Source organism: Streptomyces sp. NPDC005878, assembly GCF_040629815.1.
In the GTDB taxonomy this organism is placed as follows: domain Bacteria; phylum Actinomycetota; class Actinomycetes; order Streptomycetales; family Streptomycetaceae; genus Streptomyces.
Window position 1 is genome coordinate 259,620 of the sequence record NZ_JBEXWK010000004.1, and the last position, 19,039, is coordinate 278,658.

Sequence of the window (19,039 nt, forward strand, 5' to 3'; positions counted from 1 at the left end):
GTCGGGGATACCGGGCCTAGGCGACGTACTGGGCCTCGCCGTTGCCCAGGGACCAGTCGGCGTCGGTGTTCTCGTTCAGCACCACGAACACGTTGCGGGGTTCCGTTCCGGCGTATTCCTGGGCCAGTTCGGCGATGCGCCGGTAGAGCACCTGCTTCTGCGCCGCCGGACGTCCTTCGCGCAGGGTGATCGACACATAGACGATGCCGTCGTCCCGCCGCACGCCGAGGTAGGTGCCGTGCCGCAGGACGCCGCTACGCCCGTCGTGGGCCGTCAGGATCTGGAACCGGTCGTCGTCCGGAAAGCCCATGACCTCCCCCAAAGCCTCGTGCACCGCCCGCCCCAAAGCCGTCAGCCGCTGGGCGTCCTGGCCCAGCACATCGATGCGTACGAGCGGCATACGTCCTCCTGATAAGGGGATCGACACGGTCCGTCCTGATCGTACATACTAGTAGGTACAGAAGGGGCGGAGGCTCGCCCGGCCGGAGAACGACCACTCCCCGTGCGGCAGAACGCGCCCGCCTCCCGCGAACCGCAGTCCGCCGGAAACGGGCGCGCCCAGGCCCCCCGACAGCCGACCCCCTACCGCGCCCTCCGCAGGACGAACTCATTGCCGTCCGGGTCGAGCATCAGCGTTTGGCCCCCGTCGGGCCCGCCGGTAGCGGCCGCGGCCTCGGGGCGCGTCGCGCCGAGCGCGGTCAGGCGGTCCACCTCCGCCTGCCAGTCGGCGTCCACGGGGAGCGTCAGCTCGAAGTACAGCCGGTTCGTACCGGTCTTCGGTGCCACCGGCGGGCCGCCCCAGGTGAGTTTCGTGCCGCCGTTCGGTGACTGGACGGCGGTCTCCTCGTCCTGGTCCCAGACCAGTGGCCACCGCAGCGCCCGGCTCCAGAAGTAGCCGACCTCCCGGGTCCCGTCGCAGGCCAGCGCTCCGATGACGCCGGTGCCGGCGAGGAACGCGTTGCCCGCCTCGATCACACAGAACTCGTTGCCGTCGGGATCGGCGAGCACCACATGGCCCTCTTCCGGGAGCTGGCCCACATCGATGTGTTTTCCGCCGAGGTCCAGCGCTCGGGCCACCGTCTGCCGCTGGTCTTCCGGAGAAGTGCTCGTCAGGTCGAAGTGGGCCCGGTTCTGCCCGATCTTCGGCTCCTGGCTCGGCAGGAAACGGATGCGGAACCCGGTGGGATCGGGGGGCACGACCGCGACGCCGTCGCCCGGATCATCGGTCGCCTCCCAGCCCAGGACCCCGGACCAGAACCGCGCGAGGTCCGAGGGTCGCGTCGCGTTGAAGCAGATCGCGGACAGGTGACTGCTCATACCCCGTGCATCTCCGTTCCCTGACGGTGGACACGGCGCCTCACCCGCGCCGCGAGCCGCAGCCTAGGGGCGGCCGCGCGGCTTCCGCATCCGGATTTCCGCTCACCCGCCCCGCCCGGTCCGGCGCCTAACGGTCGCCGGGGGTGTCGGGGCCGCTGCCCAGCGGGCGGCGGCCTCCACCGCGTACGGGGCCGGGCTTCGGTGGCGGGAGCGGGACACCGGCGGCGGGCGCGCCCTCGACGGCCGTGCCGTCATCGCCAGGCTCGTCGGTACGGGACTGCTCGTCGTCGGCCGTGCGGGGACCGGTGCCCAGGGGGCGGCGCGGGGTGCTCACGGGGTCGAGTCTTCCAGGGGCGCGGGGTTCAATACGCCCCGAGCCCGGAGATCGTCGACATCGGGGAGGTGGGCCTGGTCCAGCGGGCCGGTGTCGAGGTCGGCCTGGGTGGCGCTCAGCCGGGGACGGGGCTCGGCGGGCTGCGCCGGGGGCTGAGGAGCCTGGGGGCCGGTACCGAGGGGGCGACGGGTCGGAGTCACGGCGGGAGTATCCCACCTGCGCTTTTGCCTGCCAATTCGAACACGCGGTCTAATACGGCCATGGCGACCTTCCCCTTCCCCCGTGATCTCGTGATGGCCCAGGTGGCGTGGTACGACGCGTACCGACGGCTGACCGACCCCGCGCCGGGTGGGACGGCGGTCGCCCGGCGCAGACTCCAGCGGCTCTCCGTCCTGATCGCCGCCCATCCGCACTGGGGCCCGGAGGGGCCGTCGCCCGCGGCCCGGATGGCCCTGCGCGAGCACGCTCGGCGTGAGGCACGCCCGTAGCCGGCCGGGCGGGGCGGCGACGAGGCGTCTGCGGGACCTCGTACCCCCCTCGCCGACCAGGACCGTAGGGGCGGCCGCGAAGGCGGGGAAGGCGAGGGGCCCCCGGTCGGCATCCCTGCCGACCGGGGGGCGCTCCCGTCGTGCGCGGTGGTGCACCGGCCGTCGGCATGCTCGTGGTGGTCCACCGGCCGTCGGCATGACCGCACGAGACGGAAGGAGGTCAGCGGACGCCCACGCTGAACACCGGCGAGGCGGTGCTCCCGTTGACGATGCGCAGGTCGTTCTTGCCCTTCAGCCCCAGCATGACGCCCAGCGAGTAGGTGCCCTTGGACTTCAGCGGGGTCATCGCGGGCAGGGTGACCCACCGCTTGCCCTGCTTCTGCTGGAGGACCATCTTGCTGCCGGGCTTCACACCGGTCGCGGTGCCGGTGACCCGGAACAGATGCCAGGCCTTCACCGAGGTGACCGAGGAGTGGGTGGTGATGACGCGGGCCTTCGCGGTGGCCGTCTGCGCGACGGAGGCGCCGGCCGCGCCCGAGGTGGTGGCGGAGGCGACGGTTCCCGCGAGAACGATGGACGCCGCACTGACGACGCCCACGGCAGCGATGCCCAGGGAGTGCCGCTTGGTGATGGCCATGAAGATCCCTCTCAGTCGAAAAGCCCCGGATCTCACGCTTCAGCGAGTCGGGTCTGTTTGCTCGCTTCTTACCTGATGGGATGCTTTTCATCCTGAATGTCTTGTCCTGCGCGTGTCACCGTCCGACCGCAGCAGTCCCTTGGCCTCCCCGGGCCGTCCCCACCCCCGCCGACCACCCCACCGCGCGATCCCCACTCCCCCATCAGGGTGTGGCCTCATGCCGCCCCCGATGGACGGGTCGAGGAGAGGGGGCGACCGTCCGGGCCGCCCCCTCCGGACGGGATCAGTAGGCCGTGGTGACCGTGACGCCGCTGAACGCCGTCTGCGCGTACAGACTGACGTACCGGTATCCGGCCGTGGTGTTGGTGACGGTGATGCTCTCGGTGTTGCCCGCGTTCACCGAGCGGGCGGTGTACGCCGACGGTCCCGCCCAGGTGGTGGGGCTGTAGTAGAGGTCGGCGTTGCCCGTGCCTCCGGCGGTGGTGATGCGGAGCGTGACGGTGCCGGCCGGCATGTACAGATACAGGTAGTCCAGGTCGCCCGCCTTCGCGGAGCGGCCGGGGCGGGAGCAGTTACGGCCGAGGACGCGGCTGTCGGCGTTCGTGCAGACCGGCAGGGCGCCACTGAGCGTCACGGGCTTGCTGCTGGTGGAGGTCAGGCCCTTGGCGTCGGTCACGGTCAGGGAGATCGTGTACGTGCCGGGGGCGGTGTAGGTCTTCGACGGGTTGGCCGCCGTGGACGTGGTGCCGTCACCGAAGTTCCACGAGCGTGTGGTGATGGTGCTGCCGGTGTCGGTGGACCGGTCCGTGAGGCTCACGGTCAGGCCGGAGACGGTCGCGTCGAAGGCGGCGGTGGGGCCGCTTCCCGTGCTGCCGCAGGCTCCGGCGGCACACGCGTCGAGCCAGGTGGCGAAGTCGGCGTCATAGCGGGTGCCGATGCCGGTGTGGTACACCGCGTATCCCCCGGTGTAGTCACCGGCGCGGAACCTGGCGAGCATGTTCTGCACGTCGGCGGGGTGTTTCTCGATCATGTAGCGGACGGCAAGGTAACCCCACGGATAGGTGCGCGACAGATCCGAGTTGAGGTAGGTGCTCTCCCACAAGGTGCTCAGCGCGTAGGTGTGCCGGGCGGCGTCGGCGATGGCCTCGGTGTCGGGCAGACCGCGGTAGCTGTACGAGACATACTCCGCGAAGCCCTCGACCCACCAGATGTCCGGCACGGCCTCGCCCGCCTCGAAGTCGCCGGCCATGTCGTAGCGCCCGTCGAGGTAGTGGGTGTACTCGTGGTTGAGATTCCAGATGTCGCCGGGGAAGCCGTCGTTCACGCTCTTCACGTACGAGAGGAAACGGGCCTGGTTGGCCGGGTCGGAGGGGTTGCCCTCCAGGTACTCTCCCCCGTTGTCGGTGCTGTTGCCGAAGATCCAGCCGGAGTAGGTCCGGTAGTCCTTGGGGCTGGCGAACGTGACGACCTCGATGTTCGTGTTGTGGTCGTCGGCGACGGGGCCGTTGTCCTTGACGATGCTGTGGAAGTACGCGTCCTGGCCCTGGAGGCTGGTGCAGGCCGCGGTGAGGGCCGCGTTGGTCAGGGACTGGGCGCGGAAGGTGTGGGCGGCGTCGCACCGGTAGGTGAGGGGCAGCGCGGCGGCGGTGAGCCGGCCGACGAAGTCGCAGGTCCCGTAGTACGCGCACTGGGCCCGGTCGTAGGTGTCCGTCATGGCGGCGACGCCCACCCACAGGGGGGCCGTCGCGCCCGTGATGGCCGAGTCGCCGAGCAGCCCCTTGGCCAGCGGCCGCACCTTGGCCTGGAGCGCCGGGGTGTCGAGGAAGCGCGCGGTCTCGGTGCCCGCGTTGGAGGCGAGGAAGTACCAGGTGTCGTTCAGCTTGTCGCGATGGTTGTGCGCGAAGGCGCCGAGCGTGTCGATGAGGCTCGCGTCGGCGGTCACGGCCTTCAGGAACGCGGGGTTCCAGTGGCCGCGGAAGATCGGGGTGAACACGTTGTTGACCGCGTTGTCCATGCTCCAGTACGCGTCGTATGAGCTGTTGTAGCCGTTGAGCACCCTCTGATACGTCTTCAGATAGCGGGCCTGGGCGTCGGCGCTGTCCGTCAGGATGATGACCTCCCCCAGGACGTCGCCGTTGGCGGAGCTGACGTCCATGAAGTGCGGGGACGCGAAGAAGGTGTCCAGTGCTGCCCCGGTCGCCGAGGAGAGGGCCGTACCGTACGGCCCGACGTCCGAGGCGTGGTTGAACTGCACGTAGTACCCGGCGCGCAGGAACAGCACGAGCTGCCATACGTGGGCGGAGTTGTCGCCGGGGTAGGTCCGCGCCGCGTTCTGGAACGCGTTGGCGATGGTGACCATCTGCGCCTCGCGGAACGCGTTGCGGGCGTCGGTGCCGGTGAGGGCGAACAGGGTGTTCACGCAGTCCGTGGTCGACGCCTGGACGAACGCCACCAGGGCCGATCCGCTGCGGCTGCCGAAGTCACCCGGGGTACAGGAGGCCGCGGTCAGGCCTTCGGTGCCGTTCGGCTTCGACGAGGTGGTGCGGGACGGGACCGGGGTCTGCGGCGGCCGGTGCTCGGCGTCGATCGGGGTGCGGCGCTCGTCGGCGCGGTCGGACACGGCCGCCTTCGATCCGACCGGCGGCGGGGCGGTGTGTGCCGTGGTCGCGGGTCGCGGGGCCGACCCTCGCTGCTCGGCCGCGGCGGCGTGACCGGCCGGGGTGAGCACGGCTATCGAGAGACACAGCGCGAGCGCGAGTATGAGCAGGCCGCCAAGACTTCGTCTTGGTCCGGCTGTTGGGGTCTTCACGTGCCGCCTCCCAGCGGAGTGAAAGCCGCGCTGCCACGCGCGGCGGTGGGGGGGGTTTGCCGTGGGCCGCCGGGACCTCCTCCGGGCCGCCCCCATACGTACGGGCGTCTCGGCGCAGGCTCGGATGACCCACGGGCCGTGCTGTTCCGTTGGCTTGAACGCGACATGCGGTGGTCGCAGCCAGAAAAATTGCACATGTCACATGGCTTGGGAAGGGAGCGCGGGTAAAGCAGCCGCAATTCCCGGCAGTTGTGAACACCGGACGCGCCCCGGGGCACCGGACACCCCTTCGGGGAGGCCTAGTTGACGCCAAGAAACCCGTTCTGGCCAACTGGCTTGTTTCAGCCCTCGATTACGGGGGGGCGTCGTGCTGGGCCGTATCGGCCGCGCGTGGGGGCGGCAGGTCCGGTCAGGGGGCCGGGGCGGGGGTGGTGGTCTTCTTGCGGGCGCGGTAGGCCGCCGCCTTGATCTTGTTGCCGCAGGATTCCATCCCGCACCACTGCCGGCGCATGCCCCGCGAGCGGTCGATGTAGGTGCGGGTGCACTCCGGGTTGCCGCACTCCTTGAGCAGGGGTACGTCCGGCCCGTTGAGGAGTTCAATGGCGTGGCGGGCCACCAGGGAGAGAGCTTCCTCCGGTGTTGCCTGCGTCCATCGACCAGCGGGGGTGAGCTGGGGCACGGCCGACGGTTCGCGTGCCGCGTTGTTGAGAACCGTCAGCGCCGCACCGTCGTAGTCCTCCGCGAGCCTGCGGGCGGTGACCAGCTGGTACACGGCTTCCCGTACGGTGATCGCCTCCTCGACGTCGGCCTCCCGGCAGGGGGAGACCGCGTCGACGAGGCCGGACTCCACGTACCACGCGCTCAGCCTGTCCGGGGCGGCGAACATCTCGAAGCGCAGCGAACGGCGCGCTCGGAGTGTGGCGACGAAGTCGAGCGCCGGGTTCCCGCAGACGAAGACGTGATCGAGGTTCACATCACCACTTTGACAGGTGATGCTCCGGCCACGCAAGCTCGCGTCGGCCGCCGGGAACGCGGGCCGCTCACAGGCCGAGGTCGACGGCGAGGCAGGAGAAGGACCTCCACGAGGCCTCGGAGTTGAAGGCGTGCGGGGTGGGGTCGACCGGCGTGGCCGCCTTCTCCTCGACCATGTCCTCCTGGCGGATCCGGTCGGGCAGGCTGCCGAACCGTGCTCGGCGCAGGGCTGCCGTGTTGTCCGTGGCGGGCGTGCTCTCCATGGCTGGACTCCGTTCGCTCACGCGTGCCGACGATCTGCGATGAGCATGACTGTGACACACGGCGCGTCACCCGTCAAACCAGTGACGGACACAGGGTCGCGCTCACCTGCCGTCGGGCTTCGCACACGAGTCGAAGACAGGCAAGGCAAGGCACGACACGGCACGGCACGGCACGGCACGGCACGGCACGGCAGGGCCCGGTCGCCGCAGCTCGGGCAACCGGGCCCGCGGGGCTATTCCGGTTGCTCCTGCGTGTTGGCCTTGATCACGGCGAACCTGCCGCCCTGCGGGTCCGCGAGCACCGCCATGCGGCCCGCGGCCATGTCGAAGGCGGGGGCCAGCACCGATCCGCCCCCGCGCACGGCGGCGGCCTGGACGCTGTCGACGTCGTCCACGCCGAAGTACGGCATCCAGTGCGGGGGCACCCCCGGCGGGAGAGCCGCGAGGTCCATCATTCCGCCGATCGTGCGCCCGCCGACCTTGAACTCGATGTAGCCCTCGGCGCCCGGCAGCTGCGTGGGCACGGCCTCCAGGGGCAGGACGGACCCGTAGAAGTCGGCGGCGGCGCTGGTGTCACCCGTGTTCAGCTCGTTCCAGATGAGGGCGCCGTGCTCGTTGACGATGCCCGCGCCGTCGAAGGTGTCGGCCTGCCACAGGCCGACGACGGCACCGGCCGGATCGGTGATGAGGGCCATTCTGCCGAGGTCCATGACGTCCTGCGGGCCCATCACCACCGAGCCGCCGGCGTCGGTGACGGCTTTGAGCGCGGCGTCGACGGAGTCGGTGGCCAGATACGTCGTCCACGCGGTCGGCGGCATCGGGTCGGGCACGGTGCCGTCCGGGTTCATCGCCTTCATGATCCCGGCGACGGGCTTGCCCTTGAGGAGGCATACCGAGTAGCCGCCGGTCTCCGGCGGGCCGATCTCGCCCTGCCAGCCGAAGAGGTCGCAGTAGAAGTCGAGGGCGGCCTGCTGGTCGGGGACCATCAGGTCGACCCAGCAAGGGGTGCCGGGCTTGTACGGGCCGGTTTTGTCGGGCACGGATGCCTCCGGAGGGGTTTGGTGGGGTCGGACGGGGCGTTCTGTACCCGACTCCCGAACCCCCAACCGAGCCGAACGGATGAACGGTGGCGGTGGAGTGCCGTGGGCTCACAAGACCTACCGGCCGGGTCGCCCCGTCACTGCCTCACTCCCATTCCCACCGCATCGCCTGAAACCCCGGACCCGGGTCCTCCACGGTGAACGCGGCGCGGCCGGAGGCGCTGATCCAGACCTGTTCGGCGGGGTGCATGGGGCCGCCGGCGGTGGTGCCCGAGTAGCGGTGGCAGCGGACCGGGACGGCGTCGGGGTGGAACTGCACTTCGAGGGTGTAGAGCCGGGCGGGCGCGCGGAAGCCGGTGCCGACCTCGCTGGTGCGGGCACCGGTGGTCGAGAAGGCGTAGGTGTACTCGATCACGTCGGTCTCCCCTTTGGTGAGGACCCGGTCGAGGAGCAGTTCCGCGACGGACAGCGGTACGGAAGTATCCGAACGTACCCGCCCTTTACGGGCATTGCGGATGCCGACGATCTCGGGCAGGTCGCGTTGCGGGTCGTCGCCCCTGCTGATCAGCACCAGCCGGTCCACCCGCTCGCGTTCGGCGCGCAGCACCATCGTGACGGTCAGCCGTCGCTCGGCGCCGTTCTCGTCGATCTCGTACCGGTCGTGCACGGCGAGCCGGGCCAGGCCGTCGTCGGTGGAGCCCATCGCGTCGAGGAGGCCGGGCAGGCTCTTGTACTGCTGCCACAGGTGCTCCGTGTCCAGGGTCTGCGGCGCGCGGTTGACCCAGCGTCCGCGCGGGCGCTGCGGGCCGAGCAGGGAGACCAGGGAGTCGGTGGGCAGGCCGAGCAGTTCCTCCAGGAGCCGTACGGCCTGACGGGACTGGGGGCGTTCCGGGCGGCTGCGGCCACGCCGCCAGTAGCTGAGCGTGGTCACGCTGACGGCGACCCCGCGGGCCGCGAGCCGGTGCTGGATGCGTTCCAGGCTGAGACCACTGGCGCGCACGGCACAGTCGAGCGCGGTCTCGAACGGGCCGTGGCGCAGGGCGTCGGCCAGTTCGGGCAGGGGGGCTTGAGTGGGCACAGGTGATCCGTCCTGCATGCCGTGCGGGGTTATCACATGCTAGCGACTTCCAGCCAAACGACGGGTGACGCAGGTCACGATCTGAACAGTCTTGACCAAGGCCCCGGTTGCGCCCGGCCGGGCACCGACCGTTCGGTCAGGCTTGCGCACGGCCGCCCATCAGGGCAGGAAACAGCGGGGACACATCCCCGTTACTTGTCATGCTCGTTTCACAGGGATCCTTATTAAACAGTATTGGCATCTCATTGCCCCGGAGACCCAAATCCCGCCATTCTCCGGCCTCATGAAACGATCTGTGTTCGTCGGCACGCTGTCCCTCGCGGTCAGCGGCCTTCTGATAGCCGGCGCGGGTACCCCCGCCTCCGCCGCCAAGGGCCCCCGCGCCGTCTCGCCGAAGGTGAGCAAGGCGCAGGCCCTGCGGGATGCCACCGCCGAGGTCGCCGCCAGCCCCCACGTGGTCCGGGCCGGCGTCCACGACACCTTCCTGTCGCACGACGTGACCGTCGACAAGGACGGCACCCGCCACGTCCACCTGGACCGCCGCTACCAGGGCCTGCCGGTCCTGGGCGGTGACGTCATCGTGCACTCGGCCCCCAACGGCGAGCTGCGCTCGACCTCGCTCACCCTCAAGGCGCCGCTGTCGCTCTCGGTGACGCCGAAGGTCACCAAGCAGCGCGCGGTGGCCGTGGCCGTGGCGACGTTCAAGGGCACCAGGAAGGGCAGCAAGGCCGACCTCGTCGTCGACGCGACGGCGGCCACGCCGACGCTCGCCTGGCAGGTCGTCGTCGACGGCACCGCCCCCGACGGCTCGCCCAGCCACGTCCACACGCTGGTCGACGCGACGACCGGCAAGGCCGGGAAGTCCTGGAACACCTTCCACAGCACGGTCGTCCCGGGCACCACCGTCAACGCGCCGCAGACCACGGCCGTCGCCGGTGCCGCCGCCTCGGGAACCGGCCACGGCTACCAGGTCGGCGACGTCACGCTGGGCACCAGCAGCATCTCCGGTGGCTTCGAGCTCAAGGACCCGACCCGCGGTAACGGGGAGACGCGGGACGCCCAGAACAAGACCGTCACCAACGACTCGCCGCCGGCCGGCTGGGGCGTCGCCTTCACCGACACGGACAACGTGTGGGGCAACGGCACCCTCAGCGACCGCGCCACGGTCGCCGTGGACGCCCACTACGGCATCCAGGCCACCTGGGACTACTACAAGAACGTCCACGGCCGCAACGGCATCAAGAACGACGGTGTCGGCGCCCGCTCCTTCGTCCACTACGGCAGCAACTACGACAACGCCGGCTGGGACGACGACAGCTTCAGCATGATCTACGGCGACGGCGCCGTCGGCCAGAAGCCCTTCACCGAGCTCGACGTGGCCGGCCACGAGATGAGCCACGGCGTCACCGCCGCCACCGCGGGCCTGAACTACTTCGGTGACGCGGGCGGCATGAACGAGTCCACCTCGGACATCTTCGGCACCCTGGTCGAGTTCAACGCCAACAGCCCGGCGGACAAGCCCGACTACCTCATCGGCGAGAAGATCAGCACCACGCCGCTGCGGTACATGGACGACCCGAAGAAGGACGGCGTCTCCCAGAGCTGCTGGACCAGCAACACCAAGAACCTGGACCCGCACTACTCGTCCGGCGTCGGCAACCACTGGTTCTACCTGATGGCGGTCGGTTCCGGCTCCTCCAGCTACGGCAACAGCCCCACCTGCGACGGCGGCACGGTCACCGGCCTCGGCAACGACGCCACCGGCAAGATCTGGTACCGCGCGCTCACCACGTACCTGACGGCCGCCTCCACCTACGCCGACGCCCGTACCGCGACCATCAAGGCCGCGACCGACCTGTACGGCGCCAGCAGCACCCAGTGCACCACCGTGGAGAAGGCGTGGAGCGGCGTCGCCGTCGCCCCGACCGCCACCACCTGCGGCGGTGGGACCACGCAGCCGCCGAGCGGCTCCAACCTGCTGCTCAACCCCGGCTTCGAGTCGGGCGCGACCAAGTGGACCGCGTCCTCCGGTGCCATCACCAACGACACCGGCGCCACCGCGCACGGCGGCTCGTACTACGCCTGGCTGGACGGCTACGGCTCCTCCCACACCGACACCGTCTCCCAGTCGGTGACGATCCCGGCGACGGCCGTGGCCCCGAAGCTCTCCTTCTGGCTCGCGATCGACACCAAGGAGACCGGCAGCACCGCCTACGACACCCTCAAGGCGCAGGTCGTCTCCGGCACCACGACGACCACCCTGGCGACGTACTCCAACACCACCCCGAGCGGCTACGTCCAGCGCACCCTCGACCTGTCCGCCTTCAAGGGCAAGACGGTCACCATCAAGTTCACGGGCGTCGAGGACTCCTCGGCGGCCACCAGCTTCCTGATCGACGACACCTCGGTCACGACCGGCTGATCCGGAGCGCCCCACGGCGCAGGCCCTGATCAACGGCCCGGACGGGATGCCCCCAACGCCCCGTCCGGGCCGTTTCACGTCTGGAGGACCGCGTATGCGGCTGAGCGTCCGGGCCATGGTCGCCCCGGGGCCCTCCGCGATGAGATGACCAGGTCACCCGGTGGACGGGTCACCACGGTCAGAGCGCCGTGCGAAAGCCACGCGGAGGGTCTTATGAGTCACCCGGAGATGTTTCCCAGCACCGGCGCGTCAGACCAGGTGACCGACGAGGTGTCCGTACGGGCGTCGAGCGGCCCGCCGCAGGCGCACCCCCGCTCCCCCGAGCCCCCCGCACACCCGTCGCACCCCCCGCGGGACGGCCAGGACCGGTTGACGGGGTTGCTCCTGGGCGCGGCCGCCGTGGCGATGGGGCTGATGGCGGGGCTCTTCTTCGCCTTCGACGTCTCGGTGATGCCGGGCCTGGCCAGGGGCGACGACCGTACGTATGCCACGGCCATGCGGAACATCAACGCCGTCATCGACGGCAGCGGCCCGTTCGTCCTGGTCTTCCTGGGCACGCCGGCGGTCACCGCGTGGGCGGCGTTCCGTGCCTTCCGCAAGGGGCAGCGGGCGATGGGGTGGTGGCTCCTGGCGGCGACCCTGTGCTACCTGGCCGTGCTGGCGCTGACCATGGGGATCAACATCCCCCTCAACAACGAACTGGCCGACCTGGGCCGCCCGGGGCCCTCCACCGACTATTCGGTGATCAGGGATTTCAAGGGCACGTGGGAGACGGCCAACATCTTCCGCACCCTTCTCTGCCTCGGCGCCCTGAGCGGTATCGTGCGCGCCCTGCTGCTGCACGGCCGCGCCACGGCCCGGCCCGGCACCCGCTGAGGCTTCCCGCAGACACAGACGGGCTGCTGCCCGGTGCGGTGGTGGCCCGAACTCCCGGGGGAGCTCGGGCCGTCGGCCGGTCGGGCAGGGGTGTGGGCGCCGGGGAGCCCGGCCGGGCGTCAGATCATCAGCAGGAGCCGCGTGTGCGGCACCAGCTTCCGGTTGACGCTGGTGCTCTGCACGAAGATGGTGAACTCGTCGTTGTGGTCGGGCTTCACGCGCGCCTCCGCGTCCGGCAGACCGAGCAGGGCCCGGGCCTCCGGACCCGTGTACACCCGGTCCGTCTTCTTCTCCAGCACCGCGATCCGCTTGCGCGCCTGGATCTTCTCCGACTTGCTCAGCTGGTAGAACGCGCCACCCGTACGGTAGGTGTGTCCGCACTCGATGACCCAGTCCCGTATCGCCGCCTCGCGGGCCACCGGGATGAGCTGGTACGTGGAGGGGTCCACCGGGGTGAGGCCGGCTGCCTCGATGGTGTCCTTGTTGACCGCGTCGGCGCCCGTGGAGAACACCGCCCGCGAACCCCGGATGCCCTGGGCGCGGCCCACCATGAAGTTCTCGGTGGCCTGCTGGATGACCTGCCCGGCCTCCTCGAGGCCCCGGGTGCTGGTGGCGTCCCAGATGGCGATGTTGTCCTTGGGGAAGCCGCATTGCATGGCCTCGCGCTTGCCCATCTGGTCCGGCACCAGAACGGCCAGCGTCCAGTTGTCCTGCTGCGTCCGCATCATCTCGGCGACGGCCTTCACCAGGGCGCGCGGATCCCGGCCGGCGGCCTCGGGGCCGCGATGGCTCGCGTTCTCCTGGCCGTCGGTCAGCACGAACGTCAAGAAGCTGTGGTCGCCGTACAGTTGCGCCGTCTGTGCCAGCTCCGCCTGTGACTTCAGGGCGGCGGCCAGCAGAGCCGTCATCCCCCCGACCCGGTACAACTCCTTCAAGGACGGCATGCGCAGCACGTCCTTGTCGTAGATGACACACTCGACCTTGTCCGCGAACACGTACACCGTGACGCGGGTCTCCTGCTCCAACTCCCTTGAGCGGCGCGCGAGATACGCGATCTGCTGGTCGGCGACCTCGACGACCTTGCCGCTCAGGTGCGACATGGACGAGCTGGCGTCCAGCACGAGAGCGACGTGGTTGATGTAGTTCTGGTTTCCGGACATGACGAGTCCCCCCTCTTTCGCGGATTCGATACGTCGATCCTCCCACCCACCACTGACAATCGATCTTGGTCCGGGCTCGGGGACGGGCCCCCGGGGTCGGCCCCTCAGCGCACTCGGCCCGCGTGGCGGGGGCCTCCGGCGAGGGGGACGCCGGTGCGCCGGGCCTGTTCCACGGATGCCGGGGAGTCGGCGCTGCGGGCCGCCTCCTGGGGAATCCGGGCGCGCTGAGCCGGGCGGTCCGGGGGCGCGAGGTATCCGGGCAGGCGCAGGGTGCCCCAGACATAGGGGTCGGCCTGGGCGCTGCCGAAGGGCGACCAGGCCAGACGGGTCTGACCGGTCCGGTCCGCCGTGTCGGAGTCGTAGAGGAGGACGTTGACGGCGAGGTGTTCGGGGTCGACGGGGGCGGGCAGGACGGCGAGCGGGATCCTGACCTCGACCTCGTAGCCCCGGTAGGGGTCGGTCACCCGGGAGGCGACGGCCATGCCCGGGGCGGTGCTGCTCGCGGGTCCCTGGCGGTTGTCCGCGTCGCGCTCCGCGCAGGGGCCCCCACCGCCCCGCGTAAAGGGCAGAACGCCGGTTTTGAAGGTGGTCGAGGTGTCGTCGGCGTTGCCTCGCGGGTCGAGGCCGATCTCGACGGCGTCGGTCCGCCAGTGGCGCTTGCAGTCGGTGGTGGCGTCCAGGGCGTAGCCCTGCACGTCGTCCGTGACGCGGATCAGTACATAGAGGTCGTCGGCCCACCGCGAGAAGCGGACCTCTGCCGAGCAGTCCCTGTCGTCGGCGCACCGCTCGCCCTCCCAGTGGGTGAGGCGCGAGGCCGGGCCGGGGTACTCGCCCGGGCCGGACCTGCCGTCCACCACGGGAGCCCGGGCCGGCACGGGCGCGCTGGTGGAGGGGGTGGCCGGATAGGCGGGCTGGGCGTCGTTGGCGAGCCACGGCATCCGCATCCGCCGCGCCCAGGCGCGGAAGTCGGCGTACAGCGGGCGCAGGCCCGGCTGGTCACGGGTGACGGGGGTCTGTGGGGTACGGCTGTCGGCCAGGACGGTCAGCCACTCGCAGGGCAGTTTCCGCCGGGGGGTCTCGACCGTCGCCGGCAGGGTGGCGAAGCCCTGGGTGACGTACTCGCGGGTGGCGTCCCGCTCGATCTGGGCCCACGTCCTGCCATGCCCGCGGCGCGAGGTGATCCCGGTCCACACACCGATGACGGGAAGGCCGGTGTGCGGGTCCCGCGCCCGGTGGCCGGCGCACCTCTCCCCCACCGGCCCCGGGAAACCGCTGTTCTGGGCGAGCAGGCGGGACGGCTTCCAGGCCCGGTACTTCTCCCGGGTGATCTGCTCGGGAAAGGCCTTCGGGTCACCGGCGATCCGGAACGCCTCGACGGCGAGACGCGCCGCCTCCTGGTGGCCGCCGTGCTGGCGGAACGGACGCGGGTCCATGACCACCACCTCCCGCGGGGTGGTCGCCCGGATCAGCCGCACGAGACGCGCGAGGGTGTCCGTCGGCGGTTGCGGCGACGGGCTCCAGACGGTGGCGGTGAGGGGAGCGGACAGCGTGTACCAGAAATCGGGCTTGTCGAGATAGAAGACGTTGCGGATGCCGGCTTTCCGTACCGCCTTGCGTTCCTCGTCCTCGCGGATCATGCCGAGCGCGGCGCCCTCCTGGGTGCCGACAGCGTTACCGCCGCCCTCGCCCCGCGTGAGGGTGACCACGCCCGTGCTCAGCCCGCGTCGCTCCCGCCATTGTCCGAAAGTGGCCAGCAGCGGGGACTCGTCGTCCGGATGGGCTCCCACGAACAGGACGTCGGTGTGCGCCGGGTCCGTCCGGCCGGAGGCGGTGGCCGTCGGCGGCGGAACCGCGCGCGCCGTGTCCGCGCCCAGCGGCAGCACACTTCCCACCACACCGAGGGCCGTGCACCCCGCCCACAACACCTGTCGGAGCCTCGATCGCAGCACGGCCGCCCCTCTCTTCCCGCTCAGTGTGCGGCGGGCGGTCACGCATGTCACCGGCGACCGCATGTCTCCGGCCAGCCTGCCGGACGGCGGCCGCCTCTTCCCGTAAGGCGCGCGGCGCTTCCCGGTGGCCGGTGGGCCCTGTCGGGCGCCTATGCTGGAGCACCCCCTCCCGGCCTCGCGGCCCGCTCAAGGAAAGAACCACAGTTGACCCCGTACTCCCTCGCGTTCTACGTGGACGTGATCACGTCCGGGACCGTGCTCGGCGCCAAGCCGACGGACAGTCCCGACCAGGTCACCGCGATCCTCGGCCCCGATTTCGCCGAGAACTCCTTCGACGACCAGAGCATGTGGCGGGACTACGGAATGGTCGAGTTCTTCTGGGGCCGGGAATCGCGCCACCACCCGTGGGAGGGCCACCACTTCACCTTGCAGGTGCACCGCCTCTCCCTTCTGGGCGGCGGCATCGTCAACGGGAGGATTCGCGAGCGGTACGGCCGCTTCGACCGCCACCTGCGCTTCGGGAAACTGGAACGGCTCCTCGCCAACCGAGGCGTCCCCCTGGAGGACGTGCCGGACTCCAACGCCCCGGCGTACACGCTGCATTGGCAGCCGACCTCCGAGGTGTCCGTCCTCGCGTCCGCGACGCGCTGGGAGGGAAAGGGGCGGCATGGCGGTGAACGGCCGGGAGACGTGACGGCCATCGCTTCCTCCATGACCGCTGAGCAGGTGGCCTGGTACAGGGCGCATTACGGCTCCCGGAGCACCACCACCCCGCCGTCCGGGGCGCGCCGCGCGAGCACGCCGGTGCGGAAGTAGCCATCAGGGGTGGAGGAGCGGGCGTTGTGGTCGGGTGCCCGGTAGCAGCCCCGCAGGGTGGAGGGGCCGCGCACGAGGAGTCGCCCGGCTCTCCGTCGCCGGTGTCTGTACGTACGGGGAAGCCGTCGCGGGGTTCGGGATTGGGTGTGGGGTGCCGGGCCGGGGTGTGGTGTGCTGGGTGAGGTACGGAGGGCCAGTTTCCGTGGTCGCCCGCCGATCGGCTACTCACCCGGATGACGAATCACGCTCCTGCGCGGCCGACGGGTCAGCACTTTCCGCCAACCGGCGCGGCCGCCGCCACCGCAGTGCCATCAGACCCGTGCCGGCCACGGCGAGGACAGCGCCCGTACCACCGGCGGCCAGGGGCAGGACGGTGCCCACAAGGAGCAGCTTGCGGCCGTCCTCGCGCGCCAGGTCCACCTGTTGCCGTTGGGTGGCCGGGGTGAATTCCAGCTCGTCGCCCCGTAGGAGCGTCACCGCGTCCGTGCCTTGCCCGGGCCCGCGCAGCGTCACCCTCGGCGAGGTCACGGCGTCCAGCACGCGGCCGGTGCGACGGTCGACGATCAGGTCGATGCCCGGGTTGGCGTACCACTGCTCGGCCTGGACCGGCCGGGGCCCCGGGAGGCCGACCAGCGGGGCGGGCACCGGGCGTGTTCCGATCCGGGTGGGTGCCACGGTCCCGGTGTAGCGGTAGCCCTGGTGGCCGAGGACCTCGCGGGTGCCGGCGTAGCGCAGGGGTATGGCGGCGGCCAGGGTGGCGTCCCACCAGCGGTAGGTGCCTTTGCGCAGGTCGAAGGGGAATTTCAGGTAGGCGTCGCCTTCGTGGGGCGGCCGCGACTCGGCGCAGCAGTGCACGGGGGCGTTGGTGCGGCGGTCGGTGACCCAGCGTTCGGTGCTCCACTGGAGCGACTTGTGCGGGTCCGCCAGGGGCAGGGTGCGCGGGGTGTCGACCGTCGTCGAGATGTCCCAGACCGCGCGGCCGCTGCGTTCGCTTTCGGCCACGTCGCCGAGGACGTGCCGGGTGATGGTGATCGTCTGGTCGTGCCGGACGGCGAGCGAACCGGCGTCGAAGTAGCTTCCCCTGCCGGTGGAGACGGTGGTGGTGTGCACGTCGATGGGGGTGCGTTTGACGTGGGGTGTGACGTACCAGGCGAACAGGGGCGCCAGGGTCAGCAGGAAGGCGCCTGCCGCGAGGAGGGCGAGTGCCGGACGGGAGGGTTGTCGGCGCATGGGGGTGCCTCCGGGGAGGGTGAGGGGATCGCCGGGGTGCGGTGCGCGTTCACCAAGGGGTGCCGTGGACGGCACCGTATGGGCGGGGAACCGTAGAGCGGTTCTTGACGTAGTGTCAATGTCGGCTTCATGCTTGGCAGTTGCCGAACCGGGATGGTGCGCCGCCAGTTGGAAGGGGCCCCGCGCCATGCCCAGAATCCTCACCGCCGCCCTGGTCGTCGCCCTCGCCGCCGTGCTCGCGGTCGCGGTGGCCTTCGGCGTCGTCGCCCTGCTCGACGTCACACCGAAGCAGCCTCACGACCCGTTGGCCACCTTCCCCACGGGACCCCTCACTCCCACGGCGACTCCCTAGGGGTGACCGTGCCGGAGTCCGCCTGGCGGAAGGTGCCAAGGTCACAGGTGCGCGAGTTCGCGGCGGCGGCGCGCGGGGAGGTGCCCGGTCTCGCCGAGGCGATCCTGCGCCAGATCCGCCGCGAGTACCCCGCGCTGCCGCTGAACCGCGACGAGTCGGGCGAGCCCCTGGCGCTCGTCGGTGTGCGGGCGGCTCTGGAGCAGTTCATCGCCGGGATGGCAGACGGCCACGACCGTCCGTTCGAACTTCCCTACGTCTTTCAGGAGTTCGGCCGTGGACAGGTCCTCAGCGGCCGCAGCCTCGACTCGCTCCAGGCCATGTACCGGCTGGGTGTGCGGCTAGCCTGGCGGCGCCTGGCCGAGATCGGCGACGAGCTGGGCATTCCCGCCCCCGCCATGTACGAGCTCGCCGGGTCCGGCTTCGAGTACCTCGACGGCCTGGTCGCGGAGACCATGCGCGGGTACGCCGAAGCGGCGGCACGCCAGGCCAGCGAGCGCCTGCGGCTGCAGCGCCGGTTGCTGGACCTGCTGCTCACCGAGCGCGTGGCCACCGACCGGCCCGGGCTGCTGGCCGAACGCGCGGCCCGGATCGGCTGGCCCCTGCCCCGCCGGGTGGCCGTCGCCGTACTCCTGCGTCCGGCGCGCGAGGCCGTGGCCCCGGCCGTCGGCCATGACGTCCTGGTCGACATGGAGCACGAGCAGCCCCGCATGGTCGTCCCCGATCCGGACACGGCCGGGCGCCCCGAACTGCTGCGCCGTGCCACCGCCGGGTGGTCCGGCGCGCTCGGTCCCGCCGTGCCGACGGCCCACGCGGCGAGGTCGCTGCGCTGGGCGACCGTGGCCGTCCAGCTCATCGAGTCGGGCCTGCTGCCGGGCGGGGAGGTGGTGCGGTGCACGGACCACGCCGAAGCGCTGCTCCTGCTCCCGGCGGCGGAACTCCTGGGCGACCTCGACCGGCGCCGTCTGGCCCCCTTGGCCCACTGCGGTACGGCCCACGCCCGCCACCTCGCGCAGACGCTGCTGAGCTGGCTCGAAACCCGGGGCGGCGCCACCGAGACCGCGGCGAGGCTCGGTGTGCACCCGCAGACGGTACGGTACCGGCTGCGCCAGATCAGGGAGCTGTGGGGCGACGCGGTCACCGATCCCGATCTGCGCTTCGAGCTGGAACTGGTCCTCAGGGCCCGACGCCTGCGCGGCGAACTCGCCCCACCCGACACCTGAACACCTCACGCCACCCCTTCGCGAAGGCCGGGCGGGGCACGTCCGTGCCGGTCAAGAAGGTGCCGAACCGTGAGTC

Annotated in this window: 19 protein-coding genes; 6 read left to right on the forward strand and 13 right to left on the reverse strand. The window is 71.0% G+C overall.

Annotation, left to right across the window (positions count from 1 at the left end; translation table 11 throughout):
• Window positions 1-16: 16 nt before the first annotated feature.
• The 4 genes from ABZ404_RS09725 to ABZ404_RS09740 all read right to left on the reverse strand — a co-directional run bounded on the left by ABZ404_RS09725 (window position 17) and on the right by ABZ404_RS09740 (window position 1,851).
• Window positions 17-400, reverse strand: a complete 384-nt coding sequence (locus tag ABZ404_RS09725; protein WP_358830833.1) for a tautomerase family protein — start codon at window positions 398-400, stop codon at window positions 17-19.
• Between the two features lie 182 nt (window positions 401-582).
• On the reverse strand, window positions 583-1,317 hold the full coding sequence (locus ABZ404_RS09730) for a VOC family protein (protein WP_358830834.1): 735 nt from the start codon (window positions 1,315-1,317) through the stop codon (window positions 583-585).
• 127 nt (window positions 1,318-1,444) lie between these two features.
• Window positions 1,445-1,651 carry a hypothetical protein gene (locus ABZ404_RS09735; protein ID WP_358830835.1) on the reverse strand — a complete coding sequence of 69 codons (207 nt, stop codon included), beginning with the start codon at window positions 1,649-1,651 and terminating at the stop codon, window positions 1,445-1,447.
• On the reverse strand, window positions 1,648-1,851 hold the full coding sequence (locus ABZ404_RS09740) for a hypothetical protein (protein ID WP_358830836.1): 204 nt from the start codon (window positions 1,849-1,851) through the stop codon (window positions 1,648-1,650). The genes ABZ404_RS09735 and ABZ404_RS09740 overlap by 4 nt, the downstream gene beginning before the upstream one ends.
• A gap of 60 nt (window positions 1,852-1,911) precedes the next feature.
• Between ABZ404_RS09740 and ABZ404_RS09745 the strand changes: the two genes are divergently transcribed.
• The gene (locus ABZ404_RS09745) at window positions 1,912-2,139 is read left to right on the forward strand and encodes a hypothetical protein (RefSeq protein WP_358830837.1); all 228 of its coding nucleotides are present in this window, start codon (window positions 1,912-1,914) and stop codon (window positions 2,137-2,139) included.
• A 220-nt stretch (window positions 2,140-2,359) separates the two neighbouring features.
• Here ABZ404_RS09745 and ABZ404_RS09750 read toward each other — a convergent pair whose 3' ends face one another.
• From ABZ404_RS09750 to ABZ404_RS09775, 6 genes are all read right to left on the reverse strand, one after another.
• Window positions 2,360-2,776 carry a hypothetical protein gene (locus ABZ404_RS09750; protein WP_358830838.1) on the reverse strand — a complete coding sequence of 139 codons (417 nt, stop codon included), beginning with the start codon at window positions 2,774-2,776 and terminating at the stop codon, window positions 2,360-2,362.
• A gap of 283 nt (window positions 2,777-3,059) precedes the next feature.
• Window positions 3,060-5,585: a collagenase gene (locus ABZ404_RS09755; protein ID WP_358830839.1), complete on the reverse strand. Its 2,526-nt coding sequence runs from the start codon at window positions 5,583-5,585 to the stop codon at window positions 3,060-3,062.
• 409 nt (window positions 5,586-5,994) lie between these two features.
• Window positions 5,995-6,558 carry a CGNR zinc finger domain-containing protein gene (locus tag ABZ404_RS09760; RefSeq protein WP_358830840.1) on the reverse strand — a complete coding sequence of 188 codons (564 nt, stop codon included), beginning with the start codon at window positions 6,556-6,558 and terminating at the stop codon, window positions 5,995-5,997.
• A 67-nt stretch (window positions 6,559-6,625) separates the two neighbouring features.
• Window positions 6,626-6,820: a hypothetical protein gene (locus ABZ404_RS09765; RefSeq protein ID WP_358830841.1), complete on the reverse strand. Its 195-nt coding sequence runs from the start codon at window positions 6,818-6,820 to the stop codon at window positions 6,626-6,628.
• Window positions 6,821-7,053: 233 nt separating this feature from the next.
• Window positions 7,054-7,806: a VOC family protein gene (locus ABZ404_RS09770; RefSeq protein ID WP_358830938.1), complete on the reverse strand. Its 753-nt coding sequence runs from the start codon at window positions 7,804-7,806 to the stop codon at window positions 7,054-7,056.
• Between the two features lie 199 nt (window positions 7,807-8,005).
• Entirely contained in the window at window positions 8,006-8,938 is a 933-nt protein-coding gene (locus ABZ404_RS09775) for a hypothetical protein (protein WP_358830842.1), read from the reverse strand.
• Window positions 8,939-9,221: 283 nt separating this feature from the next.
• On the opposite strand from ABZ404_RS09775, the gene ABZ404_RS09780 reads away from it, so the two are divergent.
• Both ABZ404_RS09780 and ABZ404_RS09785 read left to right on the forward strand, forming a co-directional pair.
• Window positions 9,222-11,360, forward strand: coding sequence for a M4 family metallopeptidase (locus tag ABZ404_RS09780; RefSeq protein WP_358830843.1), 2,139 nt, complete (start codon window positions 9,222-9,224; stop codon window positions 11,358-11,360).
• A gap of 228 nt (window positions 11,361-11,588) precedes the next feature.
• The gene (locus ABZ404_RS09785; RefSeq protein ID WP_358830844.1) at window positions 11,589-12,236 is read left to right on the forward strand and encodes an anthrone oxygenase family protein; all 648 of its coding nucleotides are present in this window, start codon (window positions 11,589-11,591) and stop codon (window positions 12,234-12,236) included.
• Window positions 12,237-12,355: 119 nt separating this feature from the next.
• Here ABZ404_RS09785 and ABZ404_RS09790 read toward each other — a convergent pair whose 3' ends face one another.
• Complete coding sequence (locus ABZ404_RS09790; RefSeq protein WP_358830845.1) at window positions 12,356-13,396, reverse strand: vWA domain-containing protein; 1,041 nt, start codon at window positions 13,394-13,396, stop codon at window positions 12,356-12,358.
• 104 nt (window positions 13,397-13,500) lie between these two features.
• Window positions 13,501-15,345, reverse strand: a complete 1,845-nt coding sequence (locus ABZ404_RS09795) for a sugar-binding protein (RefSeq protein WP_358830846.1) — start codon at window positions 15,343-15,345, stop codon at window positions 13,501-13,503.
• Window positions 15,346-15,549: 204 nt separating this feature from the next.
• On the opposite strand from ABZ404_RS09795, the gene ABZ404_RS09800 reads away from it, so the two are divergent.
• Window positions 15,550-16,161 (forward strand): hypothetical protein, encoded by a 612-nt coding sequence (locus ABZ404_RS09800; protein WP_358830847.1) that lies wholly within the window; start codon window positions 15,550-15,552, stop codon window positions 16,159-16,161.
• A 225-nt stretch (window positions 16,162-16,386) separates the two neighbouring features.
• Here the strand turns inward: ABZ404_RS09800 and ABZ404_RS09805 are convergent, their stop codons facing one another.
• Entirely contained in the window at window positions 16,387-17,391 is a 1,005-nt protein-coding gene (locus tag ABZ404_RS09805) for a DUF3068 domain-containing protein (protein WP_358830848.1), read from the reverse strand.
• Between the two features lie 187 nt (window positions 17,392-17,578).
• On the opposite strand from ABZ404_RS09805, the gene ABZ404_RS09810 reads away from it, so the two are divergent.
• Both ABZ404_RS09810 and ABZ404_RS09815 read left to right on the forward strand, forming a co-directional pair.
• Window positions 17,579-17,743 carry a hypothetical protein gene (locus ABZ404_RS09810; protein ID WP_358830849.1) on the forward strand — a complete coding sequence of 55 codons (165 nt, stop codon included), beginning with the start codon at window positions 17,579-17,581 and terminating at the stop codon, window positions 17,741-17,743.
• Between the two features lie 47 nt (window positions 17,744-17,790).
• Window positions 17,791-18,963 carry a helix-turn-helix domain-containing protein gene (locus tag ABZ404_RS09815; RefSeq protein ID WP_358830850.1) on the forward strand — a complete coding sequence of 391 codons (1,173 nt, stop codon included), beginning with the start codon at window positions 17,791-17,793 and terminating at the stop codon, window positions 18,961-18,963.
• The last annotated feature ends 76 nt before the right edge of the window (window positions 18,964-19,039 follow it).

Coding starts and splice junctions, on each gene's coding strand:
- ABZ404_RS09725 (WP_358830833.1), bottom strand. CDS start 400: ATGCCGCTCGTACGCATCGATGTGCTGGGCCAGGACGCCCAGCGGCTG.
- ABZ404_RS09730 (WP_358830834.1), bottom strand. CDS start 1,317: ATGAGCAGTCACCTGTCCGCGATCTGCTTCAACGCGACGCGACCCTCG.
- ABZ404_RS09745 (WP_358830837.1), top strand. CDS start 1,912: ATGGCGACCTTCCCCTTCCCCCGTGATCTCGTGATGGCCCAGGTGGCG.
- ABZ404_RS09750 (WP_358830838.1), bottom strand. CDS start 2,776: ATGGCCATCACCAAGCGGCACTCCCTGGGCATCGCTGCCGTGGGCGTC.
- ABZ404_RS09765 (WP_358830841.1), bottom strand. CDS start 6,820: ATGGAGAGCACGCCCGCCACGGACAACACGGCAGCCCTGCGCCGAGCA.
- ABZ404_RS09770 (WP_358830938.1), bottom strand. CDS start 7,806: ATGGTCCCCGACCAGCAGGCCGCCCTCGACTTCTACTGCGACCTCTTC.
- ABZ404_RS09780 (WP_358830843.1), top strand. CDS start 9,222: ATGAAACGATCTGTGTTCGTCGGCACGCTGTCCCTCGCGGTCAGCGGC.
- ABZ404_RS09785 (WP_358830844.1), top strand. CDS start 11,589: ATGTTTCCCAGCACCGGCGCGTCAGACCAGGTGACCGACGAGGTGTCC.
- ABZ404_RS09790 (WP_358830845.1), bottom strand. CDS start 13,396: ATGTCCGGAAACCAGAACTACATCAACCACGTCGCTCTCGTGCTGGAC.
- ABZ404_RS09805 (WP_358830848.1), bottom strand. CDS start 17,391: ATGCGCCGACAACCCTCCCGTCCGGCACTCGCCCTCCTCGCGGCAGGC.
- ABZ404_RS09810 (WP_358830849.1), top strand. CDS start 17,579: ATGCCCAGAATCCTCACCGCCGCCCTGGTCGTCGCCCTCGCCGCCGTG.